Origin of the sequence: Dethiobacter alkaliphilus AHT 1 (assembly GCF_000174415.1) — a bacterium.
Taxonomy (GTDB): domain Bacteria; phylum Bacillota; class Dethiobacteria; order Dethiobacterales; family Dethiobacteraceae; genus Dethiobacter; species Dethiobacter alkaliphilus.
Window position 1 is genome coordinate 150026 of record NZ_ACJM01000005.1, and the last position, 15802, is coordinate 165827.

General features: G+C 45.7%; 17 protein-coding genes. 11 read left to right on the forward strand and 6 right to left on the reverse strand.

Annotated elements, in window-relative coordinates; all coding sequences use genetic code 11:
- Positions 1–138 precede the first annotated feature (138 nt).
- From DEALDRAFT_RS06245 to DEALDRAFT_RS06275, 7 genes are read left to right on the forward strand one after another with little or no spacing between them, the layout of a single operon-like run.
- The gene (locus DEALDRAFT_RS06245; RefSeq protein WP_008515894.1) at positions 139–954 is read left to right on the forward strand and encodes a hypothetical protein; all 816 of its coding nucleotides are present in this window, start codon (positions 139–141) and stop codon (positions 952–954) included.
- Positions 951–1592, forward strand: a complete 642-nt coding sequence (locus DEALDRAFT_RS06250; protein ID WP_008515895.1) for a DUF4129 domain-containing protein — start codon at positions 951–953, stop codon at positions 1590–1592. Before DEALDRAFT_RS06245 ends, DEALDRAFT_RS06250 begins: the two co-directional genes overlap by 4 nt.
- Positions 1585–2745 carry a DUF4350 domain-containing protein gene (locus DEALDRAFT_RS06255; protein ID WP_008515896.1) on the forward strand — a complete coding sequence of 387 codons (1161 nt, stop codon included), beginning with the start codon at positions 1585–1587 and terminating at the stop codon, positions 2743–2745. Before DEALDRAFT_RS06250 ends, DEALDRAFT_RS06255 begins: the two co-directional genes overlap by 8 nt.
- Positions 2726–3673, forward strand: a complete 948-nt coding sequence (locus DEALDRAFT_RS06260; protein WP_008515897.1) for an AAA family ATPase — start codon at positions 2726–2728, stop codon at positions 3671–3673. The genes DEALDRAFT_RS06255 and DEALDRAFT_RS06260 overlap by 20 nt, the downstream gene beginning before the upstream one ends.
- A gap of 26 nt (positions 3674–3699) precedes the next feature.
- Positions 3700–5028, forward strand: a complete 1329-nt coding sequence (locus DEALDRAFT_RS06265; protein WP_008515898.1) for a DUF58 domain-containing protein — start codon at positions 3700–3702, stop codon at positions 5026–5028.
- 11 nt (positions 5029–5039) lie between these two features.
- Positions 5040–6044, forward strand: a complete 1005-nt coding sequence (locus tag DEALDRAFT_RS06270; protein WP_008515899.1) for a stage II sporulation protein M — start codon at positions 5040–5042, stop codon at positions 6042–6044.
- On the forward strand, positions 6028–6756 hold the full coding sequence (locus DEALDRAFT_RS06275) for an RDD family protein (RefSeq protein ID WP_008515900.1): 729 nt from the start codon (positions 6028–6030) through the stop codon (positions 6754–6756). Before DEALDRAFT_RS06270 ends, DEALDRAFT_RS06275 begins: the two co-directional genes overlap by 17 nt.
- A gap of 196 nt (positions 6757–6952) precedes the next feature.
- Here DEALDRAFT_RS06275 and DEALDRAFT_RS06280 read toward each other — a convergent pair whose 3' ends face one another.
- On the reverse strand, positions 6953–7381 hold the full coding sequence (locus DEALDRAFT_RS06280) for an acyl-CoA thioesterase (RefSeq protein WP_008515902.1): 429 nt from the start codon (positions 7379–7381) through the stop codon (positions 6953–6955).
- Between the two features lie 126 nt (positions 7382–7507).
- Positions 7508–8257, reverse strand: a complete 750-nt coding sequence (locus DEALDRAFT_RS06285; protein WP_008515903.1) for a DUF6904 family protein — start codon at positions 8255–8257, stop codon at positions 7508–7510.
- A 243-nt stretch (positions 8258–8500) separates the two neighbouring features.
- Between DEALDRAFT_RS06285 and DEALDRAFT_RS06290 the strand changes: the two genes are divergently transcribed.
- Complete coding sequence (locus DEALDRAFT_RS06290; protein WP_008515905.1) at positions 8501–8863, forward strand: VOC family protein; 363 nt, start codon at positions 8501–8503, stop codon at positions 8861–8863.
- A 506-nt stretch (positions 8864–9369) separates the two neighbouring features.
- On the opposite strand, the gene DEALDRAFT_RS06295 is transcribed toward DEALDRAFT_RS06290, so the two are convergent.
- From DEALDRAFT_RS06295 to DEALDRAFT_RS06310, 4 genes are all read right to left on the reverse strand, one after another.
- Entirely contained in the window at positions 9370–9885 is a 516-nt protein-coding gene (locus tag DEALDRAFT_RS06295; protein ID WP_008515907.1) for a hypothetical protein, read from the reverse strand.
- Between the two features lie 18 nt (positions 9886–9903).
- Positions 9904–10899, reverse strand: a complete 996-nt coding sequence (locus DEALDRAFT_RS06300) for a YncE family protein (RefSeq protein WP_008515908.1) — start codon at positions 10897–10899, stop codon at positions 9904–9906.
- Between the two features lie 110 nt (positions 10900–11009).
- Positions 11010–12323 (reverse strand): APC family permease, encoded by a 1314-nt coding sequence (locus tag DEALDRAFT_RS06305; protein ID WP_008515909.1) that lies wholly within the window; start codon positions 12321–12323, stop codon positions 11010–11012.
- Positions 12324–12488: 165 nt separating this feature from the next.
- Positions 12489–12839, reverse strand: a complete 351-nt coding sequence (locus DEALDRAFT_RS06310) for a four-helix bundle copper-binding protein (protein ID WP_008515910.1) — start codon at positions 12837–12839, stop codon at positions 12489–12491.
- Positions 12840–13023: 184 nt separating this feature from the next.
- Between DEALDRAFT_RS06310 and DEALDRAFT_RS06315 the strand changes: the two genes are divergently transcribed.
- The 3 genes from DEALDRAFT_RS06315 to paaI are packed head-to-tail and all read left to right on the forward strand — an operon-like array spanning position 13024 to position 15785.
- Positions 13024–14664, forward strand: a complete 1641-nt coding sequence (locus DEALDRAFT_RS06315) for an ATP-binding protein (RefSeq protein WP_008515911.1) — start codon at positions 13024–13026, stop codon at positions 14662–14664.
- Entirely contained in the window at positions 14657–15349 is a 693-nt protein-coding gene (locus tag DEALDRAFT_RS06320) for a response regulator transcription factor (RefSeq protein WP_008515912.1), read from the forward strand. Before DEALDRAFT_RS06315 ends, DEALDRAFT_RS06320 begins: the two co-directional genes overlap by 8 nt.
- A 25-nt stretch (positions 15350–15374) precedes the next feature.
- Complete coding sequence (paaI, locus tag DEALDRAFT_RS06325) at positions 15375–15785, forward strand: hydroxyphenylacetyl-CoA thioesterase PaaI (protein WP_008515913.1); 411 nt, start codon at positions 15375–15377, stop codon at positions 15783–15785.
- Positions 15786–15802 lie beyond the last annotated feature (17 nt).

Here is a 15802-nt window from a genome sequence, read left to right on the forward strand (position 1 = left end):
TGGCCAGTTCATCCTCTCTTTCTTTAGGGCGGGGAAAACCTACATGGTCATCAGGAAAAAATGCAGTTGTAAAGGACTATGGTAATAAATGTTGAATTTCAACATGTACATAATATTCCAACCGGGAGGCGTACATAAATGATAAAACGCATGAACGTGGGAGATATTTTAGACCATACTTTCTCAATCTACAGAAATGACTTCAAATCATATTGGACCCTGGTGGCCCTGGGGATTGTCCCTGCCGCCCTGCTCAACATCCTGTCCCTGCTTTTATTTCCCGTGGCAGCGATTGACCCCTTAGACGGAGTTGGGGTTATGATTAATTCCGGCTTTTTTGCCGGCAGTATTATCTTTGCCATTGTGGGGGGGATTTTGCAGGCCATCGCCTATGGCGGCCTGATAAAAAAATCAGCGGAACAAATAGCGGGAGGGGATATTGAAGCCAACGACGCTTTTAAGTTTGGCGTACGGAAAATCGTACCTGCCTTAGTGGGGGGCCTGCTTGTGGCCGTTGCCGTTTTTCTTGGATTTCTGGCACTGATCATTCCGGGAATTTATCTAATAGTCAGCTTTGCCATGTATTTTCACACCATAATCATTGAAGATGAGGGGCCGTTAGGGGGAATAAGGAGAAGCAGGCGCCTCATCAAAGGGTACTGGTGGCGCTCTCTGGGCGTTTTTATTCTAATTGGAATTTTAACCGGCATTATTGCCTCCATCGTTGCCATCCCGTTTGGTTTACTGTCAGGATTCTTTTTTGTTGGTAATCCCACTACATATGCAATTGTAAATACCTTGGTAAACATCCCCGTCCACATCTTGATCACCCCGCTGACGGCCATTGCATATACGCTCTACTATTATGATTTGCGGGTGCGTCAGGAAAATCTTGATCTGGACATGGCAATTGACGGAATTACTACTTCCAATGAAACTACGGGGGGAGCATGATACAGCTTTACAGCTTCAGCTTGGTCGCCAATGCACAAATTAATAACGACGATGCCCGTCAGCTACTGGAGAAAATCTTAAACACTGCAGAGTTTGCACATGCCCGTGAGGGCATTAGCATCAGTGAATATCTTAGCCATCTGCTGTTACGTGTCCTGTCATACATAAACCTGGATCGCGTAAACGATGTCTTGATTATTGCCATCGTTGTCGCAGGTATTTTGCTGACGTTTTGGCTTGTTCGGCTTACAGCACCTTTCTTGAAAGGTATGAGCTCTAATGTAGAAAGTATCGCTGTTACCGAGGCTGCCACTGTACGCCCTTCACCGCCCAGCCTGCTGCAGGAAGCAGAGAAAAAAGCATCTGCCGGCCATTTTAGATTGGCGCTTCGCGACCTGTATCTTTCTCTCCTGTTTGAAATGGACAACCGACGAGTGATCTCTTACCGACCGGCAAAGACAAACCATGAGTATCTGGCTGAAATCAGAAGCAATGCAGCTACGTTGGAAGCACGCTTTAAATCCATGGTCAATCTGTTTGACTATAAATGGTATGGATTAGAGCACTGTAACATGGAAGATTTCCAAAAGGGACGGGACCTTTATTTTTCCCTTATCCGGGAGGCTTCCCATGACTAAAAAGAAAATAATAGTTTTGTTTGTCGTTGCCCTTTTGGTAATTAGTTTGCTGATTTTCAGGACAGCCGGACCATATCAGCCTTATTCTTCATACAGTCCCATGGCCGACGGAACCAAAGCGATATATTTATTGCTGGAAGAGGTGGGCATTAGCTCTGCTCAGCTTTTAGATGCAGTCCCCTCTGATCCCGGTTTAATGATTCTTATTGAGCCAGGAGATACACTGCTGGTAAACCATTGGCATGATTTGGCAGAGTGGGTGAGTCAGGGTAATACAATATTTATTGCAGCACAGCATGCGTCACCCCTTTATGAGCAGCTGGAGTTAGACACAGAGCTGGTTTTTCATGAACCGGAGACACACCGGATTTCCACAGAACAGGACATAAAACACCATTTGCTGCAAGACGTTGAGACCCTCACGCTTAACTGGGGTACAAGGTTAGTGCAGCACGATAAAATGGGTTTTGCCTACGGCGATCAGCGAGGAATTTTCCTGGCTGAAAAAACCCTCGGTGAGGGACAGATAATCATCTTAACCCAATCATACCTACTGACCAATAGATTTATCAGTCAAGCAGATAATCTGATTTTGTTTTTGAATGTGGTCCGCAATTACGGTCAGGAAGGTGTCTGGTTTAACGAACTGGCGCATGGTTTTTCCTGGACTGACGAACCAACAACAGCATTTATCTGGCCTCTGCGATTTGCTGCCGCACAGCTGGCGCTTGGCATCGCATTGCTCTTTTTCTTCTGGGGTAAGCGCTTTGGACGCCCGATTCCCCTGACGGCAGATCATTTGCCGGAGGCAGGAGAATATATAACGTCTCTGGCTAACATATATCGCCAGGGTAAAGCACAGAAACTGGCACTTGAGAGCTTTCACCAAGCTTTTCTCGACAACCTGGCAAAATATCTAGGTGCCGGTGCCAACATCCCCGCACACAAACTGGTGCAGATTTTTTCTAAAAGGCCTTGGGTTAATGTTGCTGAGCTGGAAGAACTGCTGACCCAGTGTGAAACATTAAAGGCAAAAACAGACATAACGGAACAAGAACTTTTTACACTGGCCCGCAACATCGATATGTGGCAGGAAAATAATCTATTGCGCCGTCCTGAAAGGAGAAATATGAATGGAAGACAAAGCGATTAATACTCAGGCAGAAGACCTTTTTTCTGCTATGGGCAACATCATTTCGGGGCAAAGGAACGTTATGGAGGACGTTCTGGTGGCCGTTATTGCTCAGGGACATGTTCTGCTGGAAGGCCCTCCCGGCGTAGGAAAAACCACCATTGTAAATACTCTGGCTTCATTGGTAAACTGCAGTTTCAGACGCATCCAGTTCACTCCGGATCTAATGCCTTCTGATGTTATCGGCAACAACGTCTTTAATTTCCAAACCAGCCGGTTTGTGTTAAAAAAAGGCCCGGTTTTCACCCACTTCTTATTGGCTGATGAAATAAACCGCACACCGCCTAAAACCCAGGCTGCACTGCTGGAAGCCATGGAAGAAAGACAGGTTACGCTGGATGGTGAAACTATTGCTTTAGAAGAACCTTTCATCGTGGTAGCCACCGAAAACCCCATTGAACATGAGGGGACTTATCCGCTGCCGGAAGCACAATTGGACCGCTTTATGATGAAAGTGCTGGTATCATACCCTGAGGCAAGTGAAGAAAAACAAATGCTGGAGCGTCTACAAAACGGAAAAGCTCCGGTGTTAAATGAGCTTCGCCCCGTGCTGGAACAAAAAGACCTGATTGCTTTAAGCCGGAAAACAGACGAAATAACGGTGGAAGAATCAGTGATGGAATATATTTTAAGCATTGTCAGAGCAACCCGAAATGACCATAACCTGTTTTTGGGAGGAAGTCCACGGGCTTCCCTTGCACTGCTCAGATGTGGCAAAGCGCTGGCAGCTTTAAACGGGCGAACATTTGTCACTCCGGATGATATCAAAAGAGTTTGTTTTCCTGTTTTGCGGCACAGAATTATCCTCAAACCTGAAGCAGAGATTGAAGGCTTAACCCAGGACGATGTTATTCAGCTCATTTTAAACGGTGTGGAGGTTCCCAGATAATCAAAAAGGCCAAACGGAGGTTACATATGGTTTCTTCGCCCAGACTGATCGCCATTGTCTTCAGTGGTGCTGCAGCCTTGTTTTTCCTCATCCTTGCTGCATCAATAAGCACAACCCAGGCAATGGCCTTATTTATCCTCTATAATGCAGTCACCGGCGTGCTGCTGCTTGCCGACCGGCGCCTAACACCAACGCCCGGGATGCTGCAAATTGACCGCACTTTTGAACATCGTTTCTCCCTTGGCGCTGATAATCCGGTGACTATTACCGCAGCTAACAGAAGCTCCGCCGACCTTACTTTAACCATCAAAGATGAGCCGCCGTTTAGCTTCCAGGCCAGCGCAAAAACTATCACAGGCAAACTTCCGGCTTCATCCCAGGCTACATTTAGATATACACTGAACCCTCCCAAGCGGGGCGACTATCTGTTTGGCAGCATTAATTTACGCTATCCAAGCAGGCTGGGATTATTTATTTGGCAAAGCAGCTTGCCTTTAGAGAATAACATGATTCGTGTTTATCCCAATATCCGGGAAATCAGAAAATATCAGATTCTGACCCAGCGAAGCCATCTGGTGGAGGCGGGACTAAAACGCTCACGTGCCACAGGGTTGGGGACCGATTTTGAAAGCCTGCGCGACTATCAGATTGATGATACGTACCGACGCATTAACTGGGGAGCTACAGCAAGGCGAGGCCGCCTTACCGTCAATCAGTACACAGTGGATCGCAGTCAAAATATTTTGCTTGTTCTGGATGCAGGACGTCTGATGAGTGGCACAATCACCACTCTATCTAAACTGGATCATGCCGTAAATACCAGCCTTCTATTGGGGTATGTGGGCGTAACCCATGATGACAATGTGGGGATGATTTCATTTGCAGATGAGGTGAAAACATACCTGCCGCCCCGTAAAGGACAACCTCAACTGCAAAAAATTTTGGCAGGACTGTACAACTTGCAGCCTCAAATAGTGGAAAGTGACTACCAGGCGGTCTGCAGGTATATCGGCTTCAGAAACAGAAAGCGCAGCTTAATCTGTTTCTTTACCGACCTGATTGATGATGAATCATCACGTCGCCTGATTACACATCTGTCTTCATTGACCGGCAAACACTTGGTACTCTGCATTACCATGCTGGATCAGCAGATAGTAAAGCAGGCCGAAAAAACACCTGAGGATTCATTGGAGCTATATCAAAAAGCTGTGGCTCAGACAGTACTGCGCAACCGTCGGGAAGCGATTTCCATTTTAAAAAGCAACGGTGTGGTGGTAGTAGACGTGCCCCCCGACGAACTTTCAGTTGCCACCATAAATAAATACCTGGAACTTAAATCGCAATCAAGATTGTAGGAGGTACAGTAGTGAATTCCGAAGTTTTTCTGGCTTCCAACCGCAAAACGTGGGAACGGCTTAATCTCATTCTCGATAAGATAGCACAAAACGGTCCGGCCGCTCTTTCACAGGAGGACATAAAAGCGCTGGGGCCGCTTTTTCGCCGTGTTACTGCTCACCTTGCCTACGCCAATACCCATTTCCCCGGCCACGAGATGAATGAGTATCTAAACAAATTGGTGGTAAAAGCTCATGCACATATTTATAAAAAAGAAACCATGGGTATGTACCGACTGATGAGATTTTTTTCCACTGAGTTCCCCTCACTTGTGGCCATTCATTGGCAAATGATTACGGCAGCAGGCATCATCCTAATCTTTGGGCTGCTCTCAGGCTACCTGTTAAATTATTACCAGCCGTCTTTAAATTCACTTATTGTTCCGGAGCAGATGCAAACCTTAATCGGCGAAGACCTGGCACGCGGCAATGTGGGCGCCGACTGGCCGGTAGCAGAGAGGCCCGCAATTTCATCGATGATAATGGTTAACAACATTCAAGTCGGTTTCTTATCTTTTGCCCTGGGGTTTACCTGGGGCCTGGGGACGGTTTATGTTATGCTCTACAATGGGTTACTGGTCGGCGTCCTCGGCGCCATCTTCACCTCTGCAGGTTTTGGACTTGAATTTTGGACTTTGATTTTACCGCATGGGGCACTTGAATTGGCTGCCATCTTTATTTGTGGAGGAGCAGGTCTCGTTTTGGCCAAAGCGCTGGTCAAACCGGGTGATTACCTTCGCAAAGACGCTTTGCTCATTCAAGGGAAAATAGCCATGAAGCTTGTTTTAGGTACAATTCCCATGTTTGTCATTGCGGCACTAATCGAGGGCTTTATCACTCCCAGCAACCTCCCGGGCGCTGCCAAGCTTCTGGTGGCGGTATTATCAATGCTGCTCTTCTTTCTTTACCTCTACACAGGAATTCGCAAAAACAGAAACATTATAAAACAGGAGGCAACAAGTGCAACAAGAATATAAATGGCTTAGCCCTGAAAAAGTTTACCTGAATTTAGAATTAGCCGGTCTTGGCTCCCGGTTTGCTGCCCGTTTTATCGACGGTGTTATTCAGGTTATCCTAATTATTTTTGTGGGGGTTATAAGCTTCTATGCCCCTTGGGATACCACTCTGAATATTGCTCTGCTGTTTATTTTAGTATTTGCCGTAATGACCGGATACTTTATCTTTTTTGAAACTTTTTGGAACGGTCAGACCCCTGGCAAACGAATAATTCGCATTCGTGTGGTGCAATCAGACGGTTCGGCAGTAACCTTTGTCAAAGTTCTCATCCGTAATATTATCCGTATCATCGATCAGCTCCCGTTCTCATATGCCATTGGCATGATTTCCGTATTCGTTACCAAGAGCAGTCAAAGGCTAGGCGATATGGCAGCCGGAACGATTGTGGTTAAAGAAAACATAGAAGAAGTACCTAAGCCCCTTGAACTACATGTTGAGGAAATGCCCTGGACCGGAGCAGCACGGCTAAATATTCACAAAATAAGCGAAAATGAATTTGCAGTCTTGAAAAAATACCTGCTGCGCCGCAGCTCACTTAGCACCATTGAAAAACAGGAATGGGACCATAAACTCACCCTGTTTTTCCGTGAACAACTGGGATTATCATCACTCGATACAGGACCTCCACTACAGTTTCTGCAGCAGGTTGCAGCCCTTTACCAAAACCAATGATTTGATCTGACGCAACTTAAACCTCAAGCTCTAACTGTCAAAAAGAACTATCAGTGTTTTTTCGGATAGCTTCCGTGATGTAAAAGCCTATGTTGATGCCCCGTGTCACTAGGGGGAGCAATAGAGGCATAAAACAAGCGACACGGGTTGGAGCCCGTGTCGCTTGTTTTATGGGAACCGAATAAGCGTGCCGTTCTTACATTGTTACTTTCTGATTCTCAGAGAACTGCCGGGCCAGGTTCACAAAGGTGGGTGGCAGTGAGGTCCGTATGCCGGTGGCATGGTTAACAAAGAAGATAATCTGATGGCCTTCTGCCAGCAACCGTCCGTTTTTGTTGACGTAACGGAAGATGAGGCGGGCCCGGCCCTGTTCTTCAGAATAATCTCCGATGCTTACCCTGACTTCCACACTTTCGTTGAGGAAGACCGGATATAGGTAGCGGATTGAGACCTCACCGGTCAAAAAGGCGGGCCACTCAATTTGGTTTAAGTCCCCGTTTTCCACAATCATCCGTTCCCGGGCAATACAGGCCCAGTCCAGGTATCTGGCATCATAGGCAATTCCCAGTACCGTGGCATCCTGTGGCGTCACAACATGATGATAAGCATAGTAATTACCAGCCATAATACACCTCCATAAAAGTTGTGTGAAAATTCTGTATATTTGAATCATACCATTTTTTCCCCCATATTGCAAAGCTAAATTCCATTTTATTCAATGCAGGCTAATTCAGGTATTTCAAGAGTTTCATTACCAGTCAATTTTCTTAGGGAGTTCCAACTGGAGTTCAAAGCTTTCCCTGGGGTATCCTTGTTCTCTGGCCGCGCTTTCCAGTTCATCTTCCAGATCTATGTAGTCTTTATCGCGTTGAGCAATCCGTTTTGCCATAATGGAAATGTTTTTAAGGCGTTTTTCCGGGGACATTTTGACAAAGCGGTAGTTAAGAAGGTCTATATATTGAGTGAGATAGTCCCGAAAAGTAAGATATTCGGAATTCATAATGTTTAGCATGCGGGAAAATGTGGGGGCAGTAACGGTTTCACTGAGGCAGTGCATAATTGCCGCCTGAAATTGACGTACTGTAACAAGGGGAAGATTCCAGATCGTTTTGCTGTCTGTGAATCTGATGTGATGTTTTTTGGCCAAACTTTCAGCGTGGAGGTCCAATAGTTCGTTGAGAACCATAATGATAAACAATGTTTCCGGCCAAAACATTTTGATTTTCATATAGACATTCTTGTCGGAGCAGATAACAGACTGAAATCGTTTCACGTCCTCATTAATGCCATTGTCCACAAAAAGAATTTCCCGGTCCCCCATAAAAGCATGGCGCAGATCGTAGCAGAGGCCCAGCACACGGAGGCGGGACTGTTCAAGGGCCGGGTGCTCTTCCTCATTGCCTACCACTGTATGCAGTGATCCATATAAATTGTTAAAATCATTATAGTCGCCACAGATGGCAACGCCGGTGTTGTTTGTAGTATTTTGAGCATAAATCATTTTAGTTTGTGCTCCTCATTTTAGGCTAATTATACTCCTTGCCGCTGGTAAACGGCAAGTTTTAGGTGCTATTGTTCAGTTTCTCTTAATTATTAATATTTCTTTTATTGCTATGTAAAATGTTTGTTTGTAAGTTGTTGTGGCTGCATAATTGTGGTAGAAAAAATGACTATGTTTCTTTGCCGCCATTCTAAAAAAACGATATAATTAGCATAAATACAGGCAGAGCTTAGGAGGGACGTAATGAAATTTGTATGGTGTACAATTACGGTGAAGAATATGGAAGAATCGTTAAAGTTCTATCAGGAAATTGTAGGTCTTTCTGTGAATAAAAGATTTACAGCAGGGCCGGAGATGGAATTAGTGTTTTTGGGAGATGGTGAAACACAGGTAGAGCTGATTTGCAATCCTAGCCAAAAAGCACCGCGGCAGGTTGAGGGAATCTCCATTGGGTTTGAGGTGAAGTCCGTAGATGAAATGATTCAGTACATAAAAGAAAAAGGGTTGGAAGTAGACAGTGGCCCTTTCCAGCCCAATCCACACGTGAGGTTCTTCTTTGTTAAAGATCCTAACGGTGTGAGTGTTCAGTTTGTAGAGAACGTGTAGACAGCCTTTTCTCTCTGATTTCATTGCTAATATAGGAATATTTATCAATAGCATGGGTTGACAGGAAGAGAATCTGCAGTTATTATGTTTATATACCCTATTAGGGTATTGTGAGATAAGGCTCAAGATAGGTGGTGAGCAAGATGATAAAGGTAACGGAAAAAGCCGTAGAAAAGCTTGAGGAGATTCTGGCAGAAGAAGATAACCGCGAAAACAAGGCTCTGAGAGTCTCTTTTGGTGGCTTTGGTTGAGGCGGTCCCAAGCTAAAAGTAGCTCTGGATGAGCTGCACGAAGAAGATGACGTAGTTGTGGAATCAAAAGGTGTGAAGGTAGTTTATGATGAAACAATAGAAAACTTCATTGCCAATTCTGTCATTGATTATTCCACTAATATGTTCTACCGTGGTTTTTATGTTAGAGGAGCGGGAATGTCTACCTGTTAATAGAATAGGCTGCAGTAAAGTAAAAGCTACCGCAAATGCGGTAGCTTTTGTAGTAGCGGTGGTTTACCAGGAAAAAGTCCGTTTGGGAACATTGCGGAGGCCTTTTATCAATAACTCCATATTCTCAGTGTCTTCAATGCGGCTTTTTTCAAACTTAAGCAGCATTCTGGGATGATGACTGTCTCTGCTTATAACAGTAATGTTTCGAGGGGATATTTCTCCGTTGTCGGTACTGAGCACAACGTTATCTTCGTATGAAAAATCCATTAAGTCGCCGGAGTGTGTTGATAACCACAAATCGAAAATAATATTTTCTTCAAGCTCGTTTTCGGTAACCAGTTCCTCCTCCACGGCGAGTTCATAAAGTTCAGGGGCAATCCACAATGCCTGTGCCGTTACGCCTTCCTGGGAATCCGTGCTGGAATACTGCTCAATGATGTCCTCCTGCCCGGCATCTTCCTCATAGTTATAATCTGCCGCATTATTATCGGCTTCGCCGGGATCGTTGCTGCAACCGGCAAGCAAGAGTCCCGCTGCAAATAAAATGGTCAGGGTTAAGAAATAGATTTTTTTATTCATTCAAGCTCCTTTCAGGTATTAGTTACCTCTAACTATACTAATCTCGTGGGGAGATTGCCCCAACGGGATTTCAGCCAGTTTTTCATAAGTTGCCGAATCCAGAACAGTAAGTGAGTTGCTACTTGTATCAGTAATATAGACTTCATTGCCGGCGGGATGAAACTTTATATGATTGGGCCTGCCAAAGGTAACTGTATCAACAATGCTATACTCATTTTCAACGTCAAAGATGATAATCTCTCCGGTTTTGCTGGCAGCAACCCACACAAATTGACCGTCGGGAGAAACATCTACGGCGTGGGTTTCTTCTCCGGCCGGTAAGGAATAGAGGACTTGCCCGTCAGTTGTATCCAGAACCGTTAACATATTGCCCTCATAATTTGCTACATACAGCAAATCGCCCTGGGGTGAAGTTCTGGCTTCCTGGGCACCTTCTGCCCCTGTCTGCCAGACAGTTTCAGTAACTAAGTTAACCATATCCACTACAACAACGGCACTCTGTTCAGGATCCGCCACATATGCCCGTTTCCCGTCCGGACTGAAAGTAATGTGAGTAGGGCCCACCAGGTCATCCTGAATCACAGTTACTACTTCCTGAAGCTCCACATTAATTACCACCAGCGACGGCCCGGAGTTTCTGCCGGCGGCAACCAAAACATAATTTCCGTCCGGACTCATGTCTATCCCGTGAACCCGCTCCCCCACAGAAATTGTGTTTTTAATTTGATCGGTTGCAGTATCCACTACATAAATATTGCCGCCATCCAAATCACCTGTAAACAGAAGACTGTTATCCGGCGTGACTCCCAGACCATGAGAGACAGATTCGCCAACATTTATGGTGGCAGTTGTTTGGCGGGTTAGTGAATCAAGCACTGAAACTGTTCCTTCACCGGCATTGGGGACATAAAGTTTATATGCTTCTTCAGTCTGACTTACCCCGGCGCACCCGGTAACAGTCAGGATTATCCCCATTATCAATACTACAATAATAAGGATGACTCGGTTTTTCATGCCATCACTCCAATTTTTTCAGCTAAATAGTAGTTAAAGGGTCCTTCTCTTTAACATTGTAAGAAGTAAATTTTACAATGTTGTGATAAGCGAGTGAAGATGGTGTGGATTTAAGAGGGACGGGCCTCTTCCGACAAATAGTGCTTTAAGAAATATTCTTCCCCCAGAAAAATTAAGCTGATTGATATAGCGGCAACAATCAAAATTAACATGTCGGTAGTAGCTTTTAGCCAGATAAATGCACTTAAAGCAATTATGTCCAGTATAAGGGCGACAATTACGACAGAGGGTTTTGCATCAATTTTTTCTCTGATTCTTCGCAGAACACCCCACTGAAAAATTATATCCATCACCAGGTAATATATTGCTCCAAGCGATGCTATTCGGCTCAAATCAAAGAAGATAGTCAGAGCTATGCCGATAACAAGAAGATAAACCAGCATATGCCTTTGCACGGTCCCCTTCATGCCAAAATGGCTGTGAGGGATTAATTTCATTTCCGACAACATGGCGGTCATCCGTGATACTGCAAAAACACTGCCGATGCATACGGTGACAGTAGCCAGTATGGCTATCCCCACTGTAAACCACAGGCCGTATGTTCCCAGGGTGGGGCGTGCAGCTTCGGCAAGGGAATAATCCCTGGCCGCCACGATTTCCGGTATGGAAAGGCTGCTTGCTACCGCCACAGCCATGAACAAATAGAGTACTGACAAAATAGCGATAGAAAGGGTAATGGCTCGTCCTATGTTTTTATGGGGGTTAATAATTTCTGATCCGCTGTTTGTGATGGTGGTGAAACCTTTAAAACTAAGAAGGCTCAGAGCCAAAGAGGCTAAAAAACCCAGTGCCGGCTGGTCAGGTACAGGTCCCATTACACCTTCCAGGGAAAGGCCGGTTGCCGTTAAAGCGGCATAAGAAAAGACAGCGATTCCAACAATTTTTATCAGCGAAACTATGGAAGTAAAGGTCTGGATAAATTCATTGCGGGAAATATTGACCAAAAAGGTGAAAACAAGGAGCCCCACTCCAAGGGCGGGAACAAGCCAACTTTCCGGCCCTATATTAAAAAGCTGCAGCGTATAAGTACCAAAGGTTCTGGCCACCAGGCTCTGGGCAATCACCATTGAAAAGGCCATTAACAGCGCTGAAGATGCGGTAATAGTTCCTTTGTCATAGACCTTCACAAAAAACATGCCTATGCCACCGGCTGATGGGTAAGTATTGGCCATCTTTACATAGGCATGAGCGCTGCAGGCGGCAATGATTGCTCCACCGATGTAGGAGAGTGGAAACAGCGCTCCCGCCAGTTCAGCCACCTGACCCAATACAGCAAAGATTGCAGCACCAAACATTACACCGGTTCCCATGCCTACTGCACCCCATAAGGTAATGGTGTTTTCTTTATATTTTTTCTGTTCCATTGTTTTCCCTCCCCGGAACCTTTTCTCCTATCGGTATACTTATAGTTTAAAGGAAAATAAGGAGCGGGTTATTAATATGCAGTTAATATCAAAGATTAAACGGTCCTGGTAATTTCTGCAGCAAAATAAAGAGGAAACCGTTTTGGCGGTTTCCTCTGTGCGTTACTACATATTAACCATATTTCTGCATTCCTGTGCGCATTGACGGCAAATATCTGCGCATTGCTTACAATGATTATCCTGGAACATGTCACACTCGGTAGCACATGCTTCACAGATTTCTGCACAAAGGCCACAAATCTGCTTGGCAAAAGCACTGCCTCGGGCCATAAACTGTGCAGCAAGTGAGCAAATATCTGCACAGTCACGTAATGTCTGAATGCATTTCATGCGGGCCTGTGCATCAGGTTCTTTCAGGCATGATGTCAGGCATTCCTCACATACTTGCATGCAGCGGTTGCAAAGATCAATACACTTTTGCATCTTTTTTACATCTGTTTCTATAACAGCGGGCATATTGGACACCTCCTTTGGAGTGTTTGCAGTTATTGTCTGCAAATAACTGCCCATTATGCGGTGGATTTTGTCCGATTGCCGGGGCAGAAATTATAGATAAAAGTGTGTATTTTCACCTGCTCTAACAGGTGAATGAAGAACTTTGTCGAATAAATATAAGTGAAAATTTTCTTAGGGAGCAGCCATGAAAAATAAAAAGCTGATTCATATCTACATGTTCTATATTATCCTGGCGATGTCTGCCCTGATGCTTATTAATCTGGGCTGGAGTATTCGTACGAAGCGTGCCGTGGCCACGGAAAACATGTTGGGCCAGGCCAGGCTGATTACGGATCAGTTTATATCTGTCCGCACTTTTATGGCGGCCAAGCAGGACATTATCAATTATGATTCAGAGGGCAGTTTTGAATTTAAGTACCTAAACCCGGCTGCGGTGGGCCGGGGAGTTGGTGAGATTTTTAATGAAAAGTCTGAGTATGCCTTTAAGCAGACCCGGCTTGAGCCTCGTAATGCGGCTAATACGCCGGATTCATTTGAGATAGAACAGATTAAAAAACTACAGGAGGAGCCGGGGCAGGAATATCTCTGGGCCGAAGATGAGTTGGACGGTACCAGGGTGTTTCGCTATCTGGTGCCGCTGTACGCGGAAAAAGAATGCCTGGACTGCCACGGTACGCCGGCGGGCGAGCCGGACATATCCGGACACTTGAGGGAAGGTTTGGAGGAAGGTGACTTTGCCGGTGCACTTTCGGTGGTTATAAACGCCCAGCCTTATTACGAGGAGCTGTACAGGAGCATTGGTCAGCAGGTTATTTTTGTTCTGGCCCTGCTGGTTGTAATTATCGGCATTTTGTACGTTTTGCAGCGGAAGCTGGTTACTGCGCCGCTGGAAGGTTTGGCTGCCATGACGGTGAGTTTGGGGCAGGGTGATTTTAGCTCCACAGATTCTCCCGTAAACGGACAGGGGGAAATTCGGATACTAGAAGAGCGTTTCCGCACCATGTCCAGAGAGCTGGCAGGTATATATCAGGGGTTGGAACAGAAAGTAAAAGAGCGTACCGTTGAGCTGGAAGAGGAAAAGGAAAAGCTGGCTCGGATAAACCATGATCTGGAGAAGATGAACCGGCTGCAAAGTGAATTTTTGGCCAGTGTAAGCCATGAACTGCGCACCCCGCTTTCCTGCATACTGGCCTTTATCGAACTTTTGGAAGCGCCGGCCTTTGCCCATCAGCGCCAGCAGAATCTGGCTGATTTAAAATCCAGTTCCGAAAAGCTTCTGAACATGGTTAACAATCTGCTGGATACGGCCAAGCTGGAGGCGGGAGCCATCGAGCCTGACATTCAGGAGCACAGAGCGGATGAAATCGTCCAGGGGACCATAAAGGCTTTCATGCCCTTGGCCCGTGAAAAGAGCCTGACGGTTACCTCAGATATTGAGCCCGGCTTGCCCAGGGTAAAATGCGATGTGGAAAGAGTGAGGCAGGTATTGGTGAATCTGTTGGGCAATGCGGTGAAGTTTACGGATCCGGGAGGCAGGATAACAGTTCGTGTAAACAGTGAGGGTAAAACACAGCAGTATGTGGTCTTTAGAGTGGAAGATACTGGGGCAGGAATAAGTCGGGAGGAAAAAGAAGTGATTTTTCAGCGATTCCGCCAGGGAGCCGTGCCGGTTAACAAGAAGCAGGCCGGTTCAGGCCTGGGGCTGTACCTGTCCAAAGGGTTAATTGAGATGCAGGGCGGAGAAATTGGCTTGGAAAGTGAACCGGGGCAGGGAACCGCCTTTTGGTTCCGACTGCCGGCGGCAGGAGGGGAAAGCCTTGACTGAGAAAATACTGGTTGTGGATGATGAGGAGAAAATCCGACGTATTCTACGACAGGTCCTGGAAAATGAGGGTTTTACGGTATTGGAGGCAGAAAACGGCAGCGAAGCTCTCAGTGTCTTTTTAAATAAGAATCCAGTGTTGGTGATTCTTGACGTAATGATGCCGGAAATGGATGGTATTGAGTTTTTAAAAAAAATCCGGCCTCAATTTGATACCCCGGTTATCATTCTCTCTGCCAAAGATGCATTGGTAGATAAAGCTGTTGGTTTTACTCTGGATATAGATGATTACGTGTCCAAGCCTTTTAGCGCTCTGGAAATGGCCATGCGGGTTAAAGCGGTGTTAAAGCGCTATCGCAAAGTAGAAAAAAGCAGTGCTGCACAAGATATAGTAAAAATCGGCGAGCTGGAAATTAACTTTGATTCGTACCAGCTATTTGCCGGGGGCGAGGAAATAGATCTCACCCCGAGAGAATTTAAGCTGCTGGGTATTCTCATGCGCAATGCCGGCATGGTACTTAGCCGGGAGCAATTATTGGAGCTTGCCGATGACCGGGAGTATTTCGGCGATTTAAACGTTATTAATGTCTTTGTGCGCAGGCTGCGGCAAAAAATAGAAAAGGACCCGGCTAACCCCAAATATTTGCAGACGGTCTGGGGTGTGGGGTATAAATTCAGTAAAATTTAATTGGGATTATGCAGGGGGTGTTTGCTTGAGTGACAATAACATGGAACAAACCATTAAGGATATTAAAGCAAAGTTTAATAAGGATTACTTCCCCTTTAATCTGGGGATAGAAATTGTGGAGCTGGCTGCGGGTTTCGCACAGGTAAAGTTTACCGTAACAAAAGAGATGCAAAACCTCCATGGCATGGCCCACGGAGGGGCCATCTTTACCTTAGCCGATACCGCCCTGGGCCTTGCTGCCAATACAAGGGGTAAAGCGGTGGGGCTGCAGGTCAGCATAAATTATATCCGCCCGGCAAAACCGCAAACCGTATTAATTGCCACCGCAGAAGAAGAACAATTAACCAGAAGCACCGGTATTTATAATGTTACCGTAGCAACAGAAGCAGGAAAAAAAGTAGCTTTGTTCAGGGGCGTTGTTTTCAGAAGTAATTAAGTGTCGGCACAAAACCC